The organism is Cupriavidus sp. FW305-46, assembly GCF_058787075.1.
In genome coordinates, this window is sequence record NZ_JBYSZI010000022.1 from 14,058 (window position 1) to 30,701 (window position 16,644).

Sequence of the window (16,644 nt, forward strand, 5' to 3'; positions counted from 1 at the left end):
CTTGGGCCTGCCGCGGCGGCGGCTGGCGTTCGTCGAAATCAGAGAATCAGGATGGCGCGGTAGTCGTTCACATTGGTGCGCGTCGGGCCGGTGACCACCAGGTCGCCGATGGCATCGAACAGGCCCCAGGCGTCGTGCGCGTCCAGCTGGCGCAGTCCCGGCAGGCCGGCGGCCGCGGCGCGCGCCAGCGTGGTCGGATCGGCCAGCGCACCGGCATTGTCTTCCGAACCGTCGATGCCGTCGGTGTCGGCCGCGATCGCATGCACGCCGGGCATGCCGTCAAGTTCGACCGCCAGCGACAGCAGGAATTCGGAGCAGCGCCCACCCCGTGCCTTCATGGCACCACCGCCGGCAGGCAAAGTGACCGTGCACTCACCTCCGGAAATCAGCGCCACGGGCGCGGCAAACGGCGCATTGTACGCGCGAATCTCGCGCACCAGCGCAGCGTAGACGCGAGCCACTTCGCGCGCTTCGCCGGTCACGGTATCGCCCAGCACCACCGGCGTGATGCCGCGTTCGCGGAACAGCGCCGCGGCCGCCTGCAAGCTGCCATGGGCGGTGGCGATCATGCGGTTGTCGATCCGGGCGAACAGCGCATCGCCCGGCTTGGGCGTCTCCGGCACCTCGCCGCGGGCGCCGCGCTCCAGGTGCGCCTGCACGCTGGCCGGCACCTGCGCGCCCCAGCGGCGCAGGATCTCCAGCGCATCGGCAAAGGTGCTCGGGTCGGCCACGGTCGGGCCCGAGGCGATCGCGCTGGGGTCGTCGCCGGCCACGTCCGAGACGATCAGCGTGGTCATCGGCGCATGGCTTGCCTGCGCCAGCCGCCCGCCCTGGATGCGCGAGACATGCTTGCGCACGATATTCATCTCGGTGATCGGCGCGCCACAGCGCAGCAGTTCCCGGGTGGTGGCCTTCAGGTCAGCCATCGGGATGCCTTCGGCCGGCAGCGACAGCAGGCTGGAGCCGCCGCCCGACACCAGCACCAGCAGCCGGTCCTGCGGCGTCAGCGACTGCACGCTGGCCAGGATATCGGCGGCGGCCTGCTCGCCTGCCTCATCGGGCACCGGATGGCCGGCTTCGATCACGCGGATATGGTCGGTCGGCAGCCCGTGCGCGTAGCGCGTGACCACCAGCCCCTCCAGCGTGGCCTTGCCGGCGTAGGCACGCTCGACCGCCGCCGCCATCGACGCCGCGGCCTTGCCCGCGCCCACCACCAGTGTGCGGCCGCCCACGTGGGGGGGCGGCAGGTGCTGCGCCACGATCTGCAGCGGATCGGCCGCCGCCACCGCGGCGTGGAAGCTGTCCAGCAGCAAGGCGCGGGGATCGCCCGCGACCGCCGCGCTCACAGCGCCTCCGCGATAGCCAGGCCCAGGTCGGCCGTGCCGGCCCTGCCGCCGATGTCGCGCGTCAGCGGCGCATGTTCGGGGCCCGCGGCCAGCACCTTCTCGATCGCGCCCAGCACGGCGGCTCCGGCTGCTTCATGGCCCAGGTGCTCCAGCATCATGGCGCCGCACCAGATCTGGCCGATCGGGTTGGCCACGCCGCGCCCGGCAATATCCGGGGCCGAGCCGTGCACCGGCTCGAACAGGCTGGGGAAGGTGCGGTCGGGGTTGATATTGCCCGACGGCGCGATGCCGATGGTGCCGGTGCAGGCCGGGCCCAGGTCGGACAGGATGTCGCCGAACAGGTTGCTGGCCACCACCACGTCGAACCAGTCCGGATGCTGGACGAAATGCGCGGTCAGGATGTCGATGTGGTACTTGTCGACCTTGATGCCGGGATAGCTGGCCGCCATCGCCTCGACGCGCTCGTCCCAGTACGGCATGGTGATCGAGATGCCATTGGACTTGGTCGCCGACGTCAGGTGCTTCTTCGGCCGCTTCTGCGCCAGTTCGAAGGCAAACTTCAGGATGCGGTCGACGCCGGTACGGCTCATCACGGTTTCCTGCACCACGATCTCGCGCTCGGTGCCCGGGAACATGCGCCCGCCGATGCTGGAATACTCGCCCTCGGTATTCTCGCGCACCACGTAAAAGTCGATATCACCAGGCTGACGGCCGGCCAGCGGGCTCCTGATCCCGGGCATCAGCCGCACCGGGCGCAGGTTCACATACTGGTCAAACGAGCGCCGGAACTGCAGCAGCGAGCCCCACAGCGAGACGTGGTCAGGCACGGCATCAGGCCAGCCCACCGCCCCGAAGTAGATGGCGTCGTACTTGACCAGCGTGTCGAACCAGTCGTCCGGCAGCATCTTGCCGTGGCGGGCGTAGTAGTCGCAGCTGGAAAAGTCGAAGTGGTCCCACTGGAAGTCGATGCCGAAGCGGCGCGCCGCGGCGTCCATCACGCGGATGCCCTCGGGCATGACTTCCGTGCCGATTCCGTCTCCGGGAATCACGGCGATCTTGTATTGGCGCATGGTTATTGGGGAGATACGTGCAGGATGGCCGGTCGCCGCGCGCGGCCGGCCGACGCTGCTTGGCAGCGGCCCGGGTGCGCGGGATAATGTCTGCATTCTATTGCAAAGCGGCAGCCCGCTGCCGACCGGTGCCCCGATATGTGCCAGCTGCTAGGCATGAACTGCGCCACGCCGACCGACGTGACGTTCTCCTTCACCGGCTTTGCCGCGCGCGGTGGCCTGACCGACCATCACGCCGACGGCTTCGGTGTCGCCTTCTTCGAGGACAAGGCCTGCCGCCTGTTTATCGACAACCAGTCCGCCGGCACCTCGCCGGTGGCGGACCTGATCAAGCGCTACCCGATCAAGTCCAAGAACGTCATCTCGCATATCCGCAAGGCCACGCAGGGCACCGTGCTGCTGGAGAACTGCCACCCTTTCATGCGCGAGCTGTGGGGCCGGCACTGGATCTTTGCCCATAACGGCGACCTGAAGGGCTTCACCCCGTTCCTGTCCGGCGTCTACCAGCCGGTGGGCGATACCGACAGCGAACTGGCTTTCTGCACGCTGATGCAGGGCCTGCGCAAGCGCTTCCCGGGTTCGCAGCCGCCGCTGAACGAGCTGTGCCATGCGCTGGCCGACATCACCCGCGAGATCACGCTGCATGGCGTGTTCAACTACCTGCTGTGCAACGGCCAGGCCCAGTTCGCGCACTGCTCCACGCACCTGTACTACATCGTGCGGCAGTGGCCGTTCTCGACCGCGCACCTGATCGACGCCGACCTGTCGATCGACTTCGCCCAGGTCACCACGCCGGACGACCGTGTGGCGGTGATCGCCACCCAGCCGCTGACCGACAACGAGACCTGGACCCGCTTCGCCCCGGGCGAGCTGATCATGTTCGAGGACGGGCACCCGACCATGACGCTGACGGTGCCGATCCCGCCGGAAGTGCAGGCGAAGAACGCGGCCAACACGGCCTGCACCTGAGCCATCGGGAACGAAAAAAGGGACGCCTCGGCGTCCCTTTTTGATTGCCCTGCCAGGCCGGTCAATGATGCAGGATCTTCGACAGGAACTGCCTGGCGCGCTCGGAGCGGTGTTCGATATTGCCGAAGAACTCCTCCTTCTCGCAGTCCTCGACGATCTTGCCCTGGTCCATGAAGATCACGCGGTTGGCCACCTTGCGCGCGAAGCCCATTTCGTGGGTTACGCACATCATGGTCATGCCTTCCTGCGCCAGCTGCACCATCACGTCCAGCACTTCGTTGACCATCTCCGGGTCCAGCGCCGAAGTCGGCTCGTCGAACAGCATGCAGATCGGGTCCATCGACAGCGCACGGGCGATCGCCACGCGCTGCTGCTGGCCGCCCGACAGCTGGCCCGGGTACTTCTCTGCCTGGCTCTTCAGGCCCACGCGGTCCAGGTACTTCAGGCCCTTGGCCATGGCCTCGTCCTTGGAGCGGCCGAGCACCTTCATCTGCGCGATGGTCAGGTTCTCGGTGATCGACAGGTGCGGGAACAGCTCGAAGTTCTGGAACACCATGCCCACGCGCGAGCGCAGCTTGGGCAGGTTGGTCTTGGGATTGCCCACCGAGGTGCCGTCGACCAGGATATCGCCCTTCTGGAACGGCTCAAGCGCGTTGACGGTCTTGATCAGCGTGGACTTGCCCGACCCGGACGGGCCGCACACCACCACCACTTCACCCTTGGCGACCTTGGTGGTGCAGTCGGTCAGCACCTGGAAGGCGCCGTACCACTTGGAGACATTGTTGATTTCGATCATACAGCCACCTTTTTCTGGTAACGCTTGACCAGCAGCGAAGCGGAGAAGCAGATAACGAAGTACACCACGCCGGCGAACAGCAGCATCTCGACGATGCGGCCGTCACGTTCGCCGATGCCGTAGGCCTGGCCGAAGAAGTCGGCCAGCGCGCTGACGTAGACCAGCGACGTATCCTGGAACAGGATGATGCCCTGGGTCAGCAGCAGCGGCACCATGTTGCGGAACGCCTGCGGCAGGATCACCAGCCGCATCGACTGGCCATAGGTCATGCCCAGCGCCTGCGCCGCGAACATCTGCCCGCGCGACACGCTCTGGATGCCCGCGCGGATGATTTCCGAGTAGTACGCGGCCTCGAACAGCGCAAAGGCCACCAGCGCGGACGTCATGCGCAGGTCGGTCGCCGGCGACAGGTTGAACAGGTTCTGCAGCACCTGCGGAATGATCAGGAAGAACCACAACAGCACCATCACCAGCGGGATGGAGCGGAAGATGGTCACGTACCCCTGCGCAAACCAGTTCAGCAGCCTGAACGACGACAGCCGCATCATCGCCAGGATGGTGCCCCAGACGATGCCCACCACCACCGCGGTGACGGTGATCTTGAGCGAGACCATCATGCCCTCGCCCAGGACCTCGAGCGTGGCAGGGGTGATGGAAGTGAAATCGAAGGAATAAGCCATGGCGCCCCCTTACTTGCCGCCGATAAAGCCGGGCACGCGCGTGCGGGCTTCCACCCAGCGCATGATCAGCATCACCGTCACGTTGATCAGCGCGTACATCAGCGTGACCGCGATGAACGATTCATACGGGCGCGCGGTGTAGTCCACCAGTTGCCGGCCCTGCGCCGCCAGTTCCAGCAGGCCGATGGTCGAAGCCACCGCCGAGTTCTTGAAGATGTTCAGGAATTCGGAAGTCAGCGGCGGCACGATCACGCGGAACGCCATCGGCAGCAGCACGTGGCGGTACGTCTGCGGCAGCGTGAAGCCCATCGCCAGGCCGGCATTCTTCTGCCCGCGCGCCAGCGAGTTGATGCCCGAGCGCACCTGCTCACAGACCCGCGCGGCGGTGAAGGTGCCCAGGCACAGCATGGCGGCCAGGAACTGCTGCGCGAACGGGTTCATCTGCTTGATCGCCTCGCCGCCGGGCAGCAGCTCGGGCGCGACGAAATACCAGATGAACAGCTGCACCAGCAGCGGGATGTTGCGGAAGATTTCCACATAGGTGGCGGCGATGCCCGCTAGCCACTTGTTGGGCACGGTGCGCAGCACGCCGAGCACCGAACCGATGACCAGGGCGATGACCCAGGACGAGAGTCCCAGGGCGAGCGTTACCTTCAGGCCCGAGATCATCCAGTCCAGGTAGGTCTCGTTCTGGGCGGCCTGTTCGAGGAAAACTGCCCAATGCCAGTTGTAGTTCATGTTGCGTCCTCAAAAAGAAACGGAAGGACATGCCTTCCGTTTCACACTGCTGTCAACGGCAGGTCAGTCCAGCGCCTTGTCGTTCGGCGTCTTGAACAACGCCTTCATGTCTTCGGACAGCGGGAAGTCCAGGTTGAGGCCCTTCGGCGGCACCGGCGTCATGAACCACTTGGTGTACAGGGTGTTGATCGAACCGTCCTTCATCATGCCGGAGATCACGGTATCGGACAGCTTCTTGAACTGCGGATCGTCCTTGCGGATCATGCAGCCATAGGACTCGCGCGATTGCGGCTTGCCCACCACGATCCAGTCGGCCGGGTTCTTGGCCTTGGCGCGCTCGCCGTACAGCAGCGCGTCGTCCATCATGAACGCGACCGCGCGCCCCGACTCAAGCGTCAGGAACGACTGGCCATGGTCCTTGGTGCTGATGATGTTCACCCCCAGCTTCTGGTCGTCGTTCATCTTGCGCAGCAGGCGCTCCGACGTGGTGCCGGCGGTGGTGACGACGTTCTTGCCCTTCAGGTCGGCCCAGTCCTTGATGCCGGCGTCCTTCTTCACCATGATGCGCGTGCCGATGATGAAGATGGAGTTGGTGAACCCAACCTGCTTCTGGCGCTCCAGGTTGTTGGTGGTGGAGCCGCACTCGATGTCGATGGTGCCGTTCTGCAGCAGCGTGATGCGGTTCTGCGAGGTGATCGGGATTTCCTTGACCTGCAGGTTCGGCAGCTTCAGCTGGTCCTTGATGGCTTCCACGATCTTCATGTTGATATCGTAGGAATAGCCGACCTGGCGCACGCCGCCCAGGTTGTAATTGAACGGAATCGACGACTCGCGCACGCCCAGCGTGATGACGCCGGTGTCCTTGATCTTCTTCAGCGTGCCCGTCAGTTGTTCAGCTGCCTGTGCCGTCCCGCACATCACGCCCCCGGCAATCATCAGGGCAGCCAGCTTGGCAAAATTCATAACATCTCCTTGACCATGAAGAGAAAGCGGGATTCTAGAGATAAAACCCCCACTGGTGAAACAGTATTGCGCAGCATCCGCCGCAATACAACTGGGTTTTCTCCTAGAACCCCACTTCAGGGCAATCACTGCGCACGGCGTCCGGATACGACAACGCGGTCTCCGGCGCTTGCCGGAGACCGCGTCTGGCGGTCATGACCCATGGGGAGCGGGACGATTATTGCATTGCACCATGGCAGTGCCTTGTCCCGTTTCCCGTGCCCAGATCAGGGATACAGGCCGCGCATCTCGCGCGCCTGCAGGATCCGCGTGCAGGCCACGATAAACGCCGCCGTGCGCAGCGTCACCTTGTTGTCCTGTGCCACTTGCCAGATTGCCCGGAAGGCTTCTTGCATGATCCGTACCAGGCGCTGGTTGATCTCCTCCTCGGTCCAGAAGAAGCTGGAGAAGTCCTGCACCCATTCGAAGTAGGACACGGTCACGCCGCCGGCGTTGGCGATCACGTCGGGACAGACCAGGATATTGCGCTCGCGCAGGATATCGTCGGCTTGCGGCGTGGTCGGGCCGTTGGCGCCTTCAATCACCAGCTTTGCCGTGATCTTGGGCGCGTTCTGCACCGTGATCTGGCCTTCCAGCGCGGCCGGGATCAGGATGTCGCAGTCGACTTCCCAGAACTGCTCGGTACGCAGGACTTCGCCGCGGAAGCCTTCGATGGTGCCGCTGTGCGAGGCGTATTCCATCATCGCCGGCACGTCCAGGCCGGCCGGGTCGAACAGCGTGGTGCGGTGGTCCTGCACCGCCACCACCTTGGCGCCGGCCTCATGGAACAGCTTGGCCGCCACCGCGCCCACGTTACCGAAGCCCTGCACCGCCACGCGCGCGCCCTTGATCTCCAGGCCGATATTGCGCGCGGCCTCGGAGCCGACCACGAACACGCCGCGGCCGGTGGCTTCGTGGCGGCCGAGCGAGCCGCCCAGCGAGATCGGCTTGCCGGTCACCACGCCGGTGGCCGTGCTGCCGGAGTTCATCGAGTACGTGTCCATCATCCAGGCCATGACCTGGGCGTTGGTGTTCACGTCCGGCGCCGGAATATCCTTGCTCGGCCCGATGATGATGTTGATTTCGCTGGTGTAGCGGCGCGTCAGGCGTTCCAGCTCGGCGTGCGAGAGCGTGCGCGGATCGACGCGGATGCCGCCCTTGGCACCGCCGTAGGGCACGTTGACCGCGGCATTCTTCACCGACATCCAGGCCGACAGCGCCATCACCTCGGACAGGGTCACGTCCTGGTGGAAGCGCACCCCGCCCTTGCCCGGGCCGCGCGACAGGTTGTGCTGCACCCGATAGCCCTCGAAATGGGCAATGGTGCCGTTATCCAGTTCGATGGGAACGTCGACGATCATCGCGCGCTTGGGGCGCTTGAGGGTTTCGACCCAGCGTGCCAGCGAGCCCAGGTAAGGCGTGACACGGTCGACCTGCTGCAGGTAGATGCCCCAGGGGCCGAGATTGTCGGCATTGAGGTAAGACGGGAGTGCGTGCTTTTGGCCAGCAATATTGGTCGGTGCTGCGGAAGACATCGGTTGGTTCCGGTGTGAAGAATGCCCGCAAGCTTAGGGCTGGCGCCCCGCCCGAATCCAATGCCGTTTGCTCATCCGGTCATGCAAAACCTGCATAACGTTGTCATCTGGCGGAAACTGGGGAGCCAGCCGGCTGGGCGGACTGGGCCGCCGACAAGGTCGACCACACCTGGTCGACCAGCTGGCGCTTGCGCCGTGCGCCGGCGCGGCGTTCGTTGCCGTTCTCGCCCGGGCGCTCGCGGTACAGGCGGATTTCCATATCGATCGACAACGGCAGCCCGCGCGCCGACTCGGCCCGCACCAGCCGGCCCGCGGCCACGTCCTCGCGCACCGCGCTTTCGGGCAGGAAGGCCATGCCGTGGCCGGCCAGCGCCATCACCTTGAGCGCCTCGGCCATGTCGGTCTCGTAGCATTTGTCGAGCTTGAGCGCCTCGGAGGTGTCGGCCAGCAGCAGGTCGACCATGCGGCCGAGGAAGGCGTTGGGCGTGTAGCTGAGGAAGGGCACCGGCTTCTTGTCGGTGCCGGGCAGCCGGAACTGCGGCTTGCCGGCAGCGTCCGGCACGCTGTAGGGCGACAGCCGCTCGGTACCAAGCACCAGCATGTCGTACCGGGCCGGATCCAGCTGGATCGCCTGGCGCGCGTGGTGGTAGACCATCACCAGGTCGCAGCCGCCTTCCACCAGCATCAGCACCGCGTCGTGGACGTTGAGCGCGCGCAGCCGGCACGGCAGCGTGCCGATCCTGCGCTCCAGCGCCTTGAGCCATTCCGGGAAGAAGGTCAGCGACAGCGTATGCGGCACCGCGAACTCCAGCACCTGGGCGTTGGCCGAGCGCTGGCCGCGCATCAGCGCGCGGGTCTCGCTGACCTGCGCCAGCATGGCCAGCGCCTGCTCGTAGAACACCTTGCCGGCCGGGGTCAGGCTGGTGGGGTAGCTCGAGCGGTCGATCAGTTCGGTGCCGACCCACGCCTCCAGCGACTGGATGCGGCGCGAGAACGCGGGCTGCGTGACGTGGCGCAGCTCGGCCGAGCGCGAGAAGCTGTGCGTCTCGGCCAGGCTGACGAAGTCTTCAAGCCATTTGATTTCCATGACGCGGATTATCCACCCGCGGCATGGGGGCCGTCACCTGGCCCCGGGGAGCACGGCGGACTACGCTGCCCCGCCCTTGCCCTCGTGCCGCTGGCGCAGCCACGGATAGCGCCCGACATCCTGCCCGCCATAGTCGGGATCCAGGTAGACATAGCAGCGCTGGATGCGGAAGTCGCGGATTTCGAACACATCGCACCAGCGCCCGGCGTGGGTGACGTCCGCGCGCCAGGTCTCGCCGCTCTTGAGGCTTCCGGCCGAGGTGCCCTCCACCACCAGCAAGTCGCCCTGCTGGATGAAGTTGGCATGGGCGATATCATGGCGGACCGACTCCAGGATTCCCATCAGGTCCCCGAACAGCTGCTCGATCTGCGCGCGGCCGTGCGCCACTCCCCATTTGGGAAAGCAGAACTCGGCATGCTCGTCAAAGAGATCGAGCACGCTCTCGCCGCGGTCCATGCGCTTGAAATACTCCAGCGCAACCGCCTTGCGCTGTTCATCCGTCATTATCTTGATTTCCATGATCCCTGAATCCTTGGCCGGCACGCCCCCGGGCGGGCCTGGCACCAGAAGAAGCGCGGTCCGGGCCGCGCTTGTGAAGGTCGGCTTGTTACTTGGCGATGGACTCCAACGCGCTGTAGGTCATGTCGCCTTCCTTGATCTTCGCTTCATTGAGCTTGTAGCCGCGGAACATGTAGATCGAAGCGTGGCGCGCCTTGAAATCGATGATGTCGCCCTGGATCGAAGAAGAGTACTTGGTACCGTCCTCGCCCACTGACGGGGTCATATGGAAGTTGATGAACTTCCAGAACTCGCCCTTCTTGTCATAGGCTTCGCCCATGTAGACGCGCGGATAGTTCACGTCCATATAGACCACCTTCTTGCCGTACGGGTGCTCGCCCGGCGGCGTGCCTTCGATCACCCACACCTCGCGCGGTTGCCAGGTCTGCACCGGGTTCCAGTACGGCGCGTTTTTCAGGTCCACGGTCTTCCATTCGTCCGGCGTCCCCTTCTTCGACGGGGTGTAGCCGAGCCTGGCATCCGAAATTGCCAGGATCCAGCGCTTGCCCACCAGCTTGATCTTCGGATACCACGAGGGCCTGGCGTTCCAGACGTAGATGTCGTCGTTCAGCACATCGAGCCCACCCACCGGGTCCATCCACGCCCCGCCGGACAGGCGCCGCGTGCGCCGGGCCGACTTGATATAGGCCCAGCTGTCTTCCACCTTCGGGCTGTCATAGCGGATGGTGAACGTGCCCAGCCCGCGGATATCCTCCGGCGCGGTCGCGGCGAACAGCGTCTTGCTGAGCACGCTGCCATCCCCCAGCACCGGCTTGTCGCCGCTGAGCCGTCCCTTCATGTAATAGCGCTGGAACACCCAGTCCTGCGTCGACTCCAGGCCCTTGTCGCCGCTGATCATCAGGAAGGTGACCTTGTTGTTGATGACGTCCCCTTCCGGTGAGGCGTAATAGAAGTTCCAGATCAGCTTGTCGCCGGCAAAGGGGTCGTTCTGGCTGACTTGCGGGAAGGGAATGCCGGCCTCCCAACCCGTGACCTCGCGCGTCTTTTCATCGAACTGCGCCTTGCCCGCGTTCTTGCGGGTCGCCTCAAGGTACTTGGGATCGAGCTGCACGGGCTTGGCGTGGCCAAGCGGAATCGTCAGGCCGGTATTGCGGATCTGCCATTCAAGCTTCTCGGTCAGCAGGCTCGCAATGGTGTGGCCGTCGAAGGTGTCGTTCTTGACCTTGTCGATGTTGGCCTTGTCGATCACGGTGCCGGCGGGCAGTTCAGCGGCGACGGCAAGAGTGCCGCCTAGCGCGGCAAGCATGCACAGCGCGAGTGTCTTCTGGATGCGATACATGATGTATCTCCTTATTTGGAACTGTCAGAACTGTCGCGTCAGGCGGGCCAGGAACTGACTATTGTTGGCAAAGGTGCCGAACAGGCGCGTCGACCCCTCCACCTGGCCGGGCTGACGTTTGTTCTTGGAAAAGAACAGATCCGCCTCCAGCACCAGGCGCCAGTGGTCGCCGTAGACGAACTCCACGCTCGGGATCAGGAAGCCCCCGCGGCCCTGCAGGTCCACCCCCGCGGCAAGCTGCGGATTGATCTTGTCGTTCCTGTAATTCAGCCCCAGTATCACCGTGGCGATGGTGGAGTGCTCCTTGGCCGCGGCGCCATAGCCCACCAGGTTGACGATATCGTCCGACCGCTTGTAGTTCTGGATCCATTTGTCGAACACCTGGACCGAGAAGAATGACGGCCGGCTGGTGCCCAGCAGCTTCGTCAGGTTCAGGCTCTTGTCGATCCGGAACATAGTGGTGACCACGTCCTTCTTGATGATCCCGCCAAAGCCCGGCAGGGCACCGCCAAAGAAGCTGGTGCCGATGTTGTAAGGCGCGTTGCGCGTGTAGACCAGCTCCGTGCTCAGCACGGAGTCGATGGCGGGCACATAGCCGCTGACGGTGGCGCCGAACAGGTCGATCTTGGGGAAGATGAAATCCCCGAGCGCGCCGGTCGGCGCGGCACCCGAAGGCGCGAAGGCCGAGTTCACCACCGGGTCGTTGTTGAATGTCTTCAGGTAGGCCAGCGAATAGTTCACCGGTCCCGCGATCCCTTCCCAGCGTACGCCTCCGGTCTGATCGCTGACATTCGCTCCCGGGTGGCGATAGTTGTAGTTCAGCGCGCCGGGCGCCAGGAAGTCGACGCCCTTGTAAGGCTGCCCCGCCCAGCGGCCGCCGTAGAGATCGTAGCTGTTGCCGATGTCCCGGTTCCGGTCGATGCCTGGCCGATACAGCAATTGCAGGCTGCCGTCCGCCTCCGGCACATTGACCTTGGCCTTGACCAGGAACAACGGCTTGCGCAGTTCGTCGCCTTCGCGCTCCAGGAAGGAGCGCCAGCGGTAATCGAAGCCATTGACGAGATCCAGGGCGCGGAAGAAATCGGTCTCGCCCCAGACGACCTGCTGCTTGCCGATGCGGAAGTTGACCCGCTCCACGGGCGCGAACTCCATGTAGTACTCGCGCAGGTCGGCCTGGTCATACTGGTCCATCAGCCGGCTGCCCGGCCCGCCTGGCGAGTTGGACCGATTCAGTTGCTCCAGGTCCTTCAGGTATCGCGTCTTGTACTCCCCTTCGGCCCGCCCGACCACCTTCCATGTGACCGGTCCGGTTTTCGCGTCGGCATTGAGCAGCAGCGCCGCGCGCAGCATGGATGGCGAAAACCGGTCATTGCGGCTGGTCTCCGGCGGATTCTGCAGATTGAAAGAGGCCCACGTGCGCGCATAGCCGCCCAGGCGGAAGCTGTAGTCATCTGATTTACCGTCGCCGCCGTCGGCGCTTTCCGCGCTGGCCGCGGCCGTCGCGCCAGCCTCTTCCGCATCCGCGGCGAGCGCGTTTGGCGACGCCGCCAGCAGCATCAGCGCCAGGCCTGCGGCGCCGGACTTCATGCGCCGCTCTCCCCAAGAATTCAATGTCACGGTCTCCTCCTGTTGGTGTTTGCTTTTATTTCTTTTGACTGGCCGAGGCGCTAGGCCTCGGGCACTGCGCGCATGGCGAGATCCTGGCCGCCGCCGGGCGCCGTTCGCTCGCCTGCCGCCTTCACGATGAATGCCGGCCGGAACACCAGCACCATTGCCGGCATGATGAACAGGGCACTGAGCGCCGAGACGAAGAGCCAGATCGCCATCAACACGCCCATATCGGCCTGAAACCTCAGCGAGGATGCGCACCACAGCACGACGCTGGTGGTCAGCGTCAGCGCGGTCACGACCACGCCACGGCCGGCGCCCAGCAGCGAGGCGATGGTGGCCGCGGACAGGTCCTTGCCCTCGGCGATCTTTTCCTTGATGCCGTCGACGATGTAGAAGGCGTAGTCGACCCCGAGGCCGATACCCAGCGCGGCCACCGGCAGCGTGCTGAGGTTCATGCCGATGCCTTTCCACGCCATGTAGCTGAAGGTGATGGTGTTGGACAGGATCACCGGCACCATGAAGAAGATGCCCGCCGTGACCGAGCGGTAGGCGACCGCGCAGCAGATCACCAACACCAGCAAGGCCAGCGCGATGCTTTCGATCTGGCCGGCGAGAATCACCTCGTTGACCGCAGCCAGCACCCCGACCAGGCCGCCCGCCAGGCGGTAGCTGCCCTCCGCCAGCGGATGGGCATCGACGTAGGCCTTGAGCCGCGCCATGGCGGTGCGGATGCTCTCGCCCTGGTGGTCGCGGAAGTAGAACGTCACCGATGCATCCCGGGCCTGGGCATCAGTGAAGCGCGCCATGTCGCCGGGATCGGAACCCGACACGAACATGTACATCAGCTCGCCGTTCTCCTGTGCCGTGCGGCCGAGCTCCTGGTAGCGCGGGTTGTTCTCGTTCAGTACGCGGCGCACCATCGGGATCACGTCCGCGATCGACGCGCTGCCGCCGATCTCTGGCTGGGCCGCCATGTAGCGCTGCATGCCCGCCATGCTCGCCAGCACCGCGGGCGACTTGACCGCGTTAGGCTGGTGCCCCGCGAACACCGCGTACAGCCGGTCAGCGCCCTGGAACTGCCGGTTGATGGCCGCCGCATCGCGGTTGTAGGCAGAGTCCTGCCAGAGGATGGGTGAGCCAGGCTGGGCATCTCCCACCTGGATACGGGTCGCGTACCACGCCGACACGCCAAACACCGCCGCCGCCCCGGCCAGCACTGCATAGCGCCAGCGCGAGGTGGCGCTGCGCACGCAGACGCCCAAAATGCGGTCGATGCCGGGCCCGAGATCCAGCCGATGGGCATACCCGCGCGGGTAGTGCACCCACGAAAGCAGCACCGGCGTCATCACGCAGGCACTCAATGCGATCGTCATCACCCACACCGTGCCGATGATTGACACCTTGTGCATCAGCGGAATCGGCGTCAGCACCACCACGATCATGCAGCCCGCGTCGGCCACCACGCCCAGCATGCCTGGCTTGAACAGCTGCAGCATGCTGGCCTTGGCCGCCGCGCGCGTGGTGTCCGCGCCCGCGGCAAGCTCTTCGTCGAAGCGCGACACCAGCTGCACCGAATGCGAGATGGCGCGCGCGGTGATCAGGAAGGCGATCACGATCACCAGCGGATCCAGGTTATAGCCCAGCAGGCGCGCGGCACCGAGCGCCCAGATGGCACTGCTCAGGCCCGCCAGCAGCGGCAGCAGCGTGCCGCGCCAGGTACGGGCGATGACGAAGAGCAGCAGCACCAGGCAACCGATCGTCAGCAGGAAGATGTGCAGCGTCTCCGGCAGGAAGTGGTTGACCCAGCCGTAGAGGATGGGCTCGCCGGTCACGCGCACCCGCACGCCGTCGCCGCGCGCGGCATCGGCGATCGCCCTCACCTGCGGAAAGATCTTGTTGTAGTCGGCGGCGCCTTCATAGAAGTCCACCGTGACCAGCGCAGCCTTGAGGTCCTTCGAGACATAGGCGCCATAGACCAGGGGATTATTCAGCACGGCCTGCTTCAGGGCCTCCAGCCCCGACTGGTCCTGCGGGACATCGGGCCACATCAGCGGGCTGGAATCGATGGCCTCGGTCGAGCCGCGGATTTCCTTGAGCTTGCGCGATGCCAGCGAAACGATCTGGAACTGGTTCGCCCCGTCCACCTGTTGCAGGGCGGACGTGACCGACTTCACCTTGGTGAGGAACGCGGTGTTGAAGATGTCGCCCTGCTCGGCCTCGAGCACGAGGCTGACCACGTTCGAGCCGCCGAACGCTTGCTTGTACTGCTCATGGACCTGGATATAGGGATGGCTGCGCGGCAGCAGGTCTTCGAAGACCGTCCTGACCTCCACCCGCAGCGCGGCCACCAGCATCACTGCCGTGACCAGCAGGAAGATGCCGGTCACGTAGGCCCGCCGGCGTATGCAGGACTCGACGAAGCGTTCGAGCCTGCCCTGTTCTGTCGTATTCATGTTCTCCTCCATATTCTTCGGTCGTCCCTGGACAATGCGTCTACAGGGCTGCCGCTTCCTTGACGGCAAGGCGCGAGCCCGTGGCGTAGTACTTGCCGCCGTGCGGCTGCACGCGCGTGTACCAGCGGCGGTCCAGCGGCTCGAACCGCGTCAGCCGCCAGCTGCCTGCATCCGGGCCGGCCACCAGCACCACCCCCTTGTCTCCCACGGCGATCCATTGGCTGCCGTCCCAGGCGACGTCGAGCAGGTCCTCGTCGGTGGCCCTGGCGGCCTGCGTCCAGCTGGCGCCGCCGTTGTCGCTGACCAGCACGGTTCCGCCGAGGCCCACGGCAATGGCGTGGCTGGAATCCCTGAACCTGACCGACATCAGGCTGTGCTTGACCGGGCTGGCGACGCTGGTCCAGCGCTCGCCGGCATCGCCGGTGATGCGGATGCGGCCGAACTCGCCCACCACGCAGCCGCGCGGCCCGTCGAAGGCGATGCCGTTCCATGCGGTGTCCTCGCCCTGCGCCGCGGACTCCCAGCGCTTGCCGTAGTCCCGCGAGCGCAGCAGCACGCCGCCGCTGCCGACCGCCCACGCACTGCCGTCCTGGCTCACATGGACGCGCATCAGCTTGTTGCTGATGGCTGACCTGGGTGCCTGCGCCGGGGCCCAGGTCAGGCCGGCGTCGGCCGTGGTCAGGACCACACCCTCATTGCCGACCGCCACCGCGCGGCGCGCATCCCAGGCGGCGATGTCCTGCAAGGTCTCCTGGCTGGCGGTGCGCTGCATGTGCCAGCCCTGTCCCGCATCGTCGCTGTGCAGGATCTTCCCGTTCGTGCCCACGGCCCACATGCGGCCATCGGGCAGCACGGCGAGGCCGTAGAAGGCGTCGCCGCGTTCCACCAGCGGCTGCGCGACGGACTTGCCTGCCGGCTTGGGCTTGACGAACAAGCCGGCATAAAGAAGCCCGCCAATGATGGCCACGGGCAAGCCGGACAGCAGGATGCGTTTGATACGTTGCATGGTTCAGGTCTTCTCTCTGAATAGGATGCGCAAGGCTGCGCCGGCCGCGGGCGAATTCCGCCCCGCAGGGTTTCACTGCATGGCAAGCTCAGGGGATACGCGGCGGCTACGCGGACGCTAGCCGGCGCCGGGCAGGTTTATCGCGCAGCCATGGTTGCGCTCTGCAGCGCGCGCTCCAGTTCCTCGTGCAGGATGCGCGGGTTGGGATGCGGGACGAATTGCAGGAAGGGTTCGATCTCGATCCGTTCGAACAAGCCTGCGCGGCAGTACGGATCGTCCGCGATCAGTAATTGCGCCTGCTCTCTGTCGGTGCAGCCGACGGCGAGAAACAGGCCTTGCGGACGCTGGTCCTCCCCGCACAACGCACCGGCGCAGACGATCTCCGGCAACCTGGACAGGATGTGGCGGATATGTTCAGGGCGAAGCTTGAGGCGCGCCTGCGCAACGTCCTGCCGGAAGTAGCCGCGAATGATGTATGGCATGGCAAGTAACT

15 protein-coding genes are annotated in these 16,644 nt (G+C 65.2%); 1 reads left to right on the plus strand and 14 read right to left on the minus strand.

What is annotated here, in order from left to right; genetic code table 11:
- Positions 1 to 38 precede the first annotated feature (38 nt).
- Positions 39 to 1,346 carry a glycerate kinase type-2 family protein gene (locus AC3WON_RS12930; RefSeq protein ID WP_492351972.1) on the minus strand — a complete coding sequence of 436 codons (1,308 nt, stop codon included), beginning with the start codon at positions 1,344 to 1,346 and terminating at the stop codon, positions 39 to 41.
- Complete coding sequence (locus AC3WON_RS12935) at positions 1,343 to 2,416, minus strand: tartrate dehydrogenase (RefSeq protein WP_492351973.1); 1,074 nt, start codon at positions 2,414 to 2,416, stop codon at positions 1,343 to 1,345. Before AC3WON_RS12935 ends, AC3WON_RS12930 begins: the two co-directional genes overlap by 4 nt.
- Positions 2,417 to 2,554: 138 nt before the next feature.
- On the opposite strand from AC3WON_RS12935, the gene AC3WON_RS12940 reads away from it, so the two are divergent.
- Entirely contained in the window at positions 2,555 to 3,385 is an 831-nt protein-coding gene (locus AC3WON_RS12940) for a class II glutamine amidotransferase (RefSeq protein WP_010813913.1), read from the plus strand.
- A 61-nt stretch (positions 3,386 to 3,446) separates the two neighbouring features.
- Here the strand turns inward: AC3WON_RS12940 and AC3WON_RS12945 are convergent, their stop codons facing one another.
- From AC3WON_RS12945 to AC3WON_RS13000, 12 genes are all read right to left on the minus strand, one after another.
- Positions 3,447 to 4,181 (minus strand): amino acid ABC transporter ATP-binding protein, encoded by a 735-nt coding sequence (locus AC3WON_RS12945; RefSeq protein ID WP_010813914.1) that lies wholly within the window; start codon positions 4,179 to 4,181, stop codon positions 3,447 to 3,449.
- Positions 4,178 to 4,861 carry a glutamate/aspartate ABC transporter permease GltK gene (gltK, locus tag AC3WON_RS12950; RefSeq protein WP_010813915.1) on the minus strand — a complete coding sequence of 228 codons (684 nt, stop codon included), beginning with the start codon at positions 4,859 to 4,861 and terminating at the stop codon, positions 4,178 to 4,180. The genes AC3WON_RS12945 and gltK overlap by 4 nt, the downstream gene beginning before the upstream one ends.
- Positions 4,862 to 4,870: 9 nt before the next feature.
- Positions 4,871 to 5,599 (minus strand): amino acid ABC transporter permease, encoded by a 729-nt coding sequence (locus tag AC3WON_RS12955; RefSeq protein ID WP_010813916.1) that lies wholly within the window; start codon positions 5,597 to 5,599, stop codon positions 4,871 to 4,873.
- A 63-nt stretch (positions 5,600 to 5,662) separates the two neighbouring features.
- The gene (locus AC3WON_RS12960; protein WP_010813917.1) at positions 5,663 to 6,562 is read right to left on the minus strand and encodes a glutamate/aspartate ABC transporter substrate-binding protein; all 900 of its coding nucleotides are present in this window, start codon (positions 6,560 to 6,562) and stop codon (positions 5,663 to 5,665) included.
- Between the two features lie 266 nt (positions 6,563 to 6,828).
- Positions 6,829 to 8,136: a Glu/Leu/Phe/Val family dehydrogenase gene (locus tag AC3WON_RS12965; protein WP_439671255.1), complete on the minus strand. Its 1,308-nt coding sequence runs from the start codon at positions 8,134 to 8,136 to the stop codon at positions 6,829 to 6,831.
- Positions 8,137 to 8,239: 103 nt separating this feature from the next.
- The gene (locus AC3WON_RS12970; RefSeq protein ID WP_011614535.1) at positions 8,240 to 9,223 is read right to left on the minus strand and encodes a LysR substrate-binding domain-containing protein; all 984 of its coding nucleotides are present in this window, start codon (positions 9,221 to 9,223) and stop codon (positions 8,240 to 8,242) included.
- A 60-nt stretch (positions 9,224 to 9,283) separates the two neighbouring features.
- Positions 9,284 to 9,742 (minus strand): nuclear transport factor 2 family protein, encoded by a 459-nt coding sequence (locus tag AC3WON_RS12975; RefSeq protein WP_492319057.1) that lies wholly within the window; start codon positions 9,740 to 9,742, stop codon positions 9,284 to 9,286.
- An 88-nt stretch (positions 9,743 to 9,830) separates the two neighbouring features.
- A complete protein-coding gene (locus AC3WON_RS12980; protein ID WP_492319056.1) occupies positions 9,831 to 11,081 on the minus strand; it encodes a DUF1329 domain-containing protein in 1,251 nt (416 codons plus the stop codon).
- Between the two features lie 24 nt (positions 11,082 to 11,105).
- Positions 11,106 to 12,698, minus strand: a complete 1,593-nt coding sequence (locus AC3WON_RS12985) for a DUF1302 family protein (protein WP_492351974.1) — start codon at positions 12,696 to 12,698, stop codon at positions 11,106 to 11,108.
- 50 nt (positions 12,699 to 12,748) lie between these two features.
- Positions 12,749 to 15,145 carry an efflux RND transporter permease subunit gene (locus tag AC3WON_RS12990; protein WP_492351975.1) on the minus strand — a complete coding sequence of 799 codons (2,397 nt, stop codon included), beginning with the start codon at positions 15,143 to 15,145 and terminating at the stop codon, positions 12,749 to 12,751.
- 40 nt (positions 15,146 to 15,185) lie between these two features.
- A complete protein-coding gene (locus AC3WON_RS12995; protein WP_492319053.1) occupies positions 15,186 to 16,151 on the minus strand; it encodes a sialidase family protein in 966 nt (321 codons plus the stop codon).
- A 137-nt stretch (positions 16,152 to 16,288) separates the two neighbouring features.
- A complete protein-coding gene (locus AC3WON_RS13000) occupies positions 16,289 to 16,633 on the minus strand; it encodes a YciI family protein (RefSeq protein WP_492319052.1) in 345 nt (114 codons plus the stop codon).
- Between the last annotated feature and the right edge of the window lie 11 nt (positions 16,634 to 16,644).

What these genes read in the sequence shown, in the direction of transcription:
- AC3WON_RS12935 (WP_492351973.1), bottom strand. Translation starts at nt 2,416, where the DNA reads ATGCGCCAATACAAGATCGCCGTGATTCCCGGAGACGGAATCGGCACG.
- AC3WON_RS12940 (WP_010813913.1), top strand. Translation starts at nt 2,555, where the DNA reads ATGTGCCAGCTGCTAGGCATGAACTGCGCCACGCCGACCGACGTGACG.
- AC3WON_RS12945 (WP_010813914.1), bottom strand. Translation starts at nt 4,181, where the DNA reads ATGATCGAAATCAACAATGTCTCCAAGTGGTACGGCGCCTTCCAGGTG.
- gltK (WP_010813915.1), bottom strand. Translation starts at nt 4,861, where the DNA reads ATGGCTTATTCCTTCGATTTCACTTCCATCACCCCTGCCACGCTCGAG.
- AC3WON_RS12955 (WP_010813916.1), bottom strand. Translation starts at nt 5,599, where the DNA reads ATGAACTACAACTGGCATTGGGCAGTTTTCCTCGAACAGGCCGCCCAG.
- AC3WON_RS12960 (WP_010813917.1), bottom strand. Translation starts at nt 6,562, where the DNA reads ATGAATTTTGCCAAGCTGGCTGCCCTGATGATTGCCGGGGGCGTGATG.
- AC3WON_RS12965 (WP_439671255.1), bottom strand. Translation starts at nt 8,136, where the DNA reads ATGTCTTCCGCAGCACCGACCAATATTGCTGGCCAAAAGCACGCACTC.
- AC3WON_RS12970 (WP_011614535.1), bottom strand. Translation starts at nt 9,223, where the DNA reads ATGGAAATCAAATGGCTTGAAGACTTCGTCAGCCTGGCCGAGACGCAC.
- AC3WON_RS12975 (WP_492319057.1), bottom strand. Translation starts at nt 9,742, where the DNA reads ATGGAAATCAAGATAATGACGGATGAACAGCGCAAGGCGGTTGCGCTG.
- AC3WON_RS12980 (WP_492319056.1), bottom strand. Translation starts at nt 11,081, where the DNA reads ATGTATCGCATCCAGAAGACACTCGCGCTGTGCATGCTTGCCGCGCTA.
- AC3WON_RS12990 (WP_492351975.1), bottom strand. Translation starts at nt 15,145, where the DNA reads ATGAATACGACAGAACAGGGCAGGCTCGAACGCTTCGTCGAGTCCTGC.
- AC3WON_RS12995 (WP_492319053.1), bottom strand. Translation starts at nt 16,151, where the DNA reads ATGCAACGTATCAAACGCATCCTGCTGTCCGGCTTGCCCGTGGCCATC.
- AC3WON_RS13000 (WP_492319052.1), bottom strand. Translation starts at nt 16,633, where the DNA reads ATGCCATACATCATTCGCGGCTACTTCCGGCAGGACGTTGCGCAGGCG.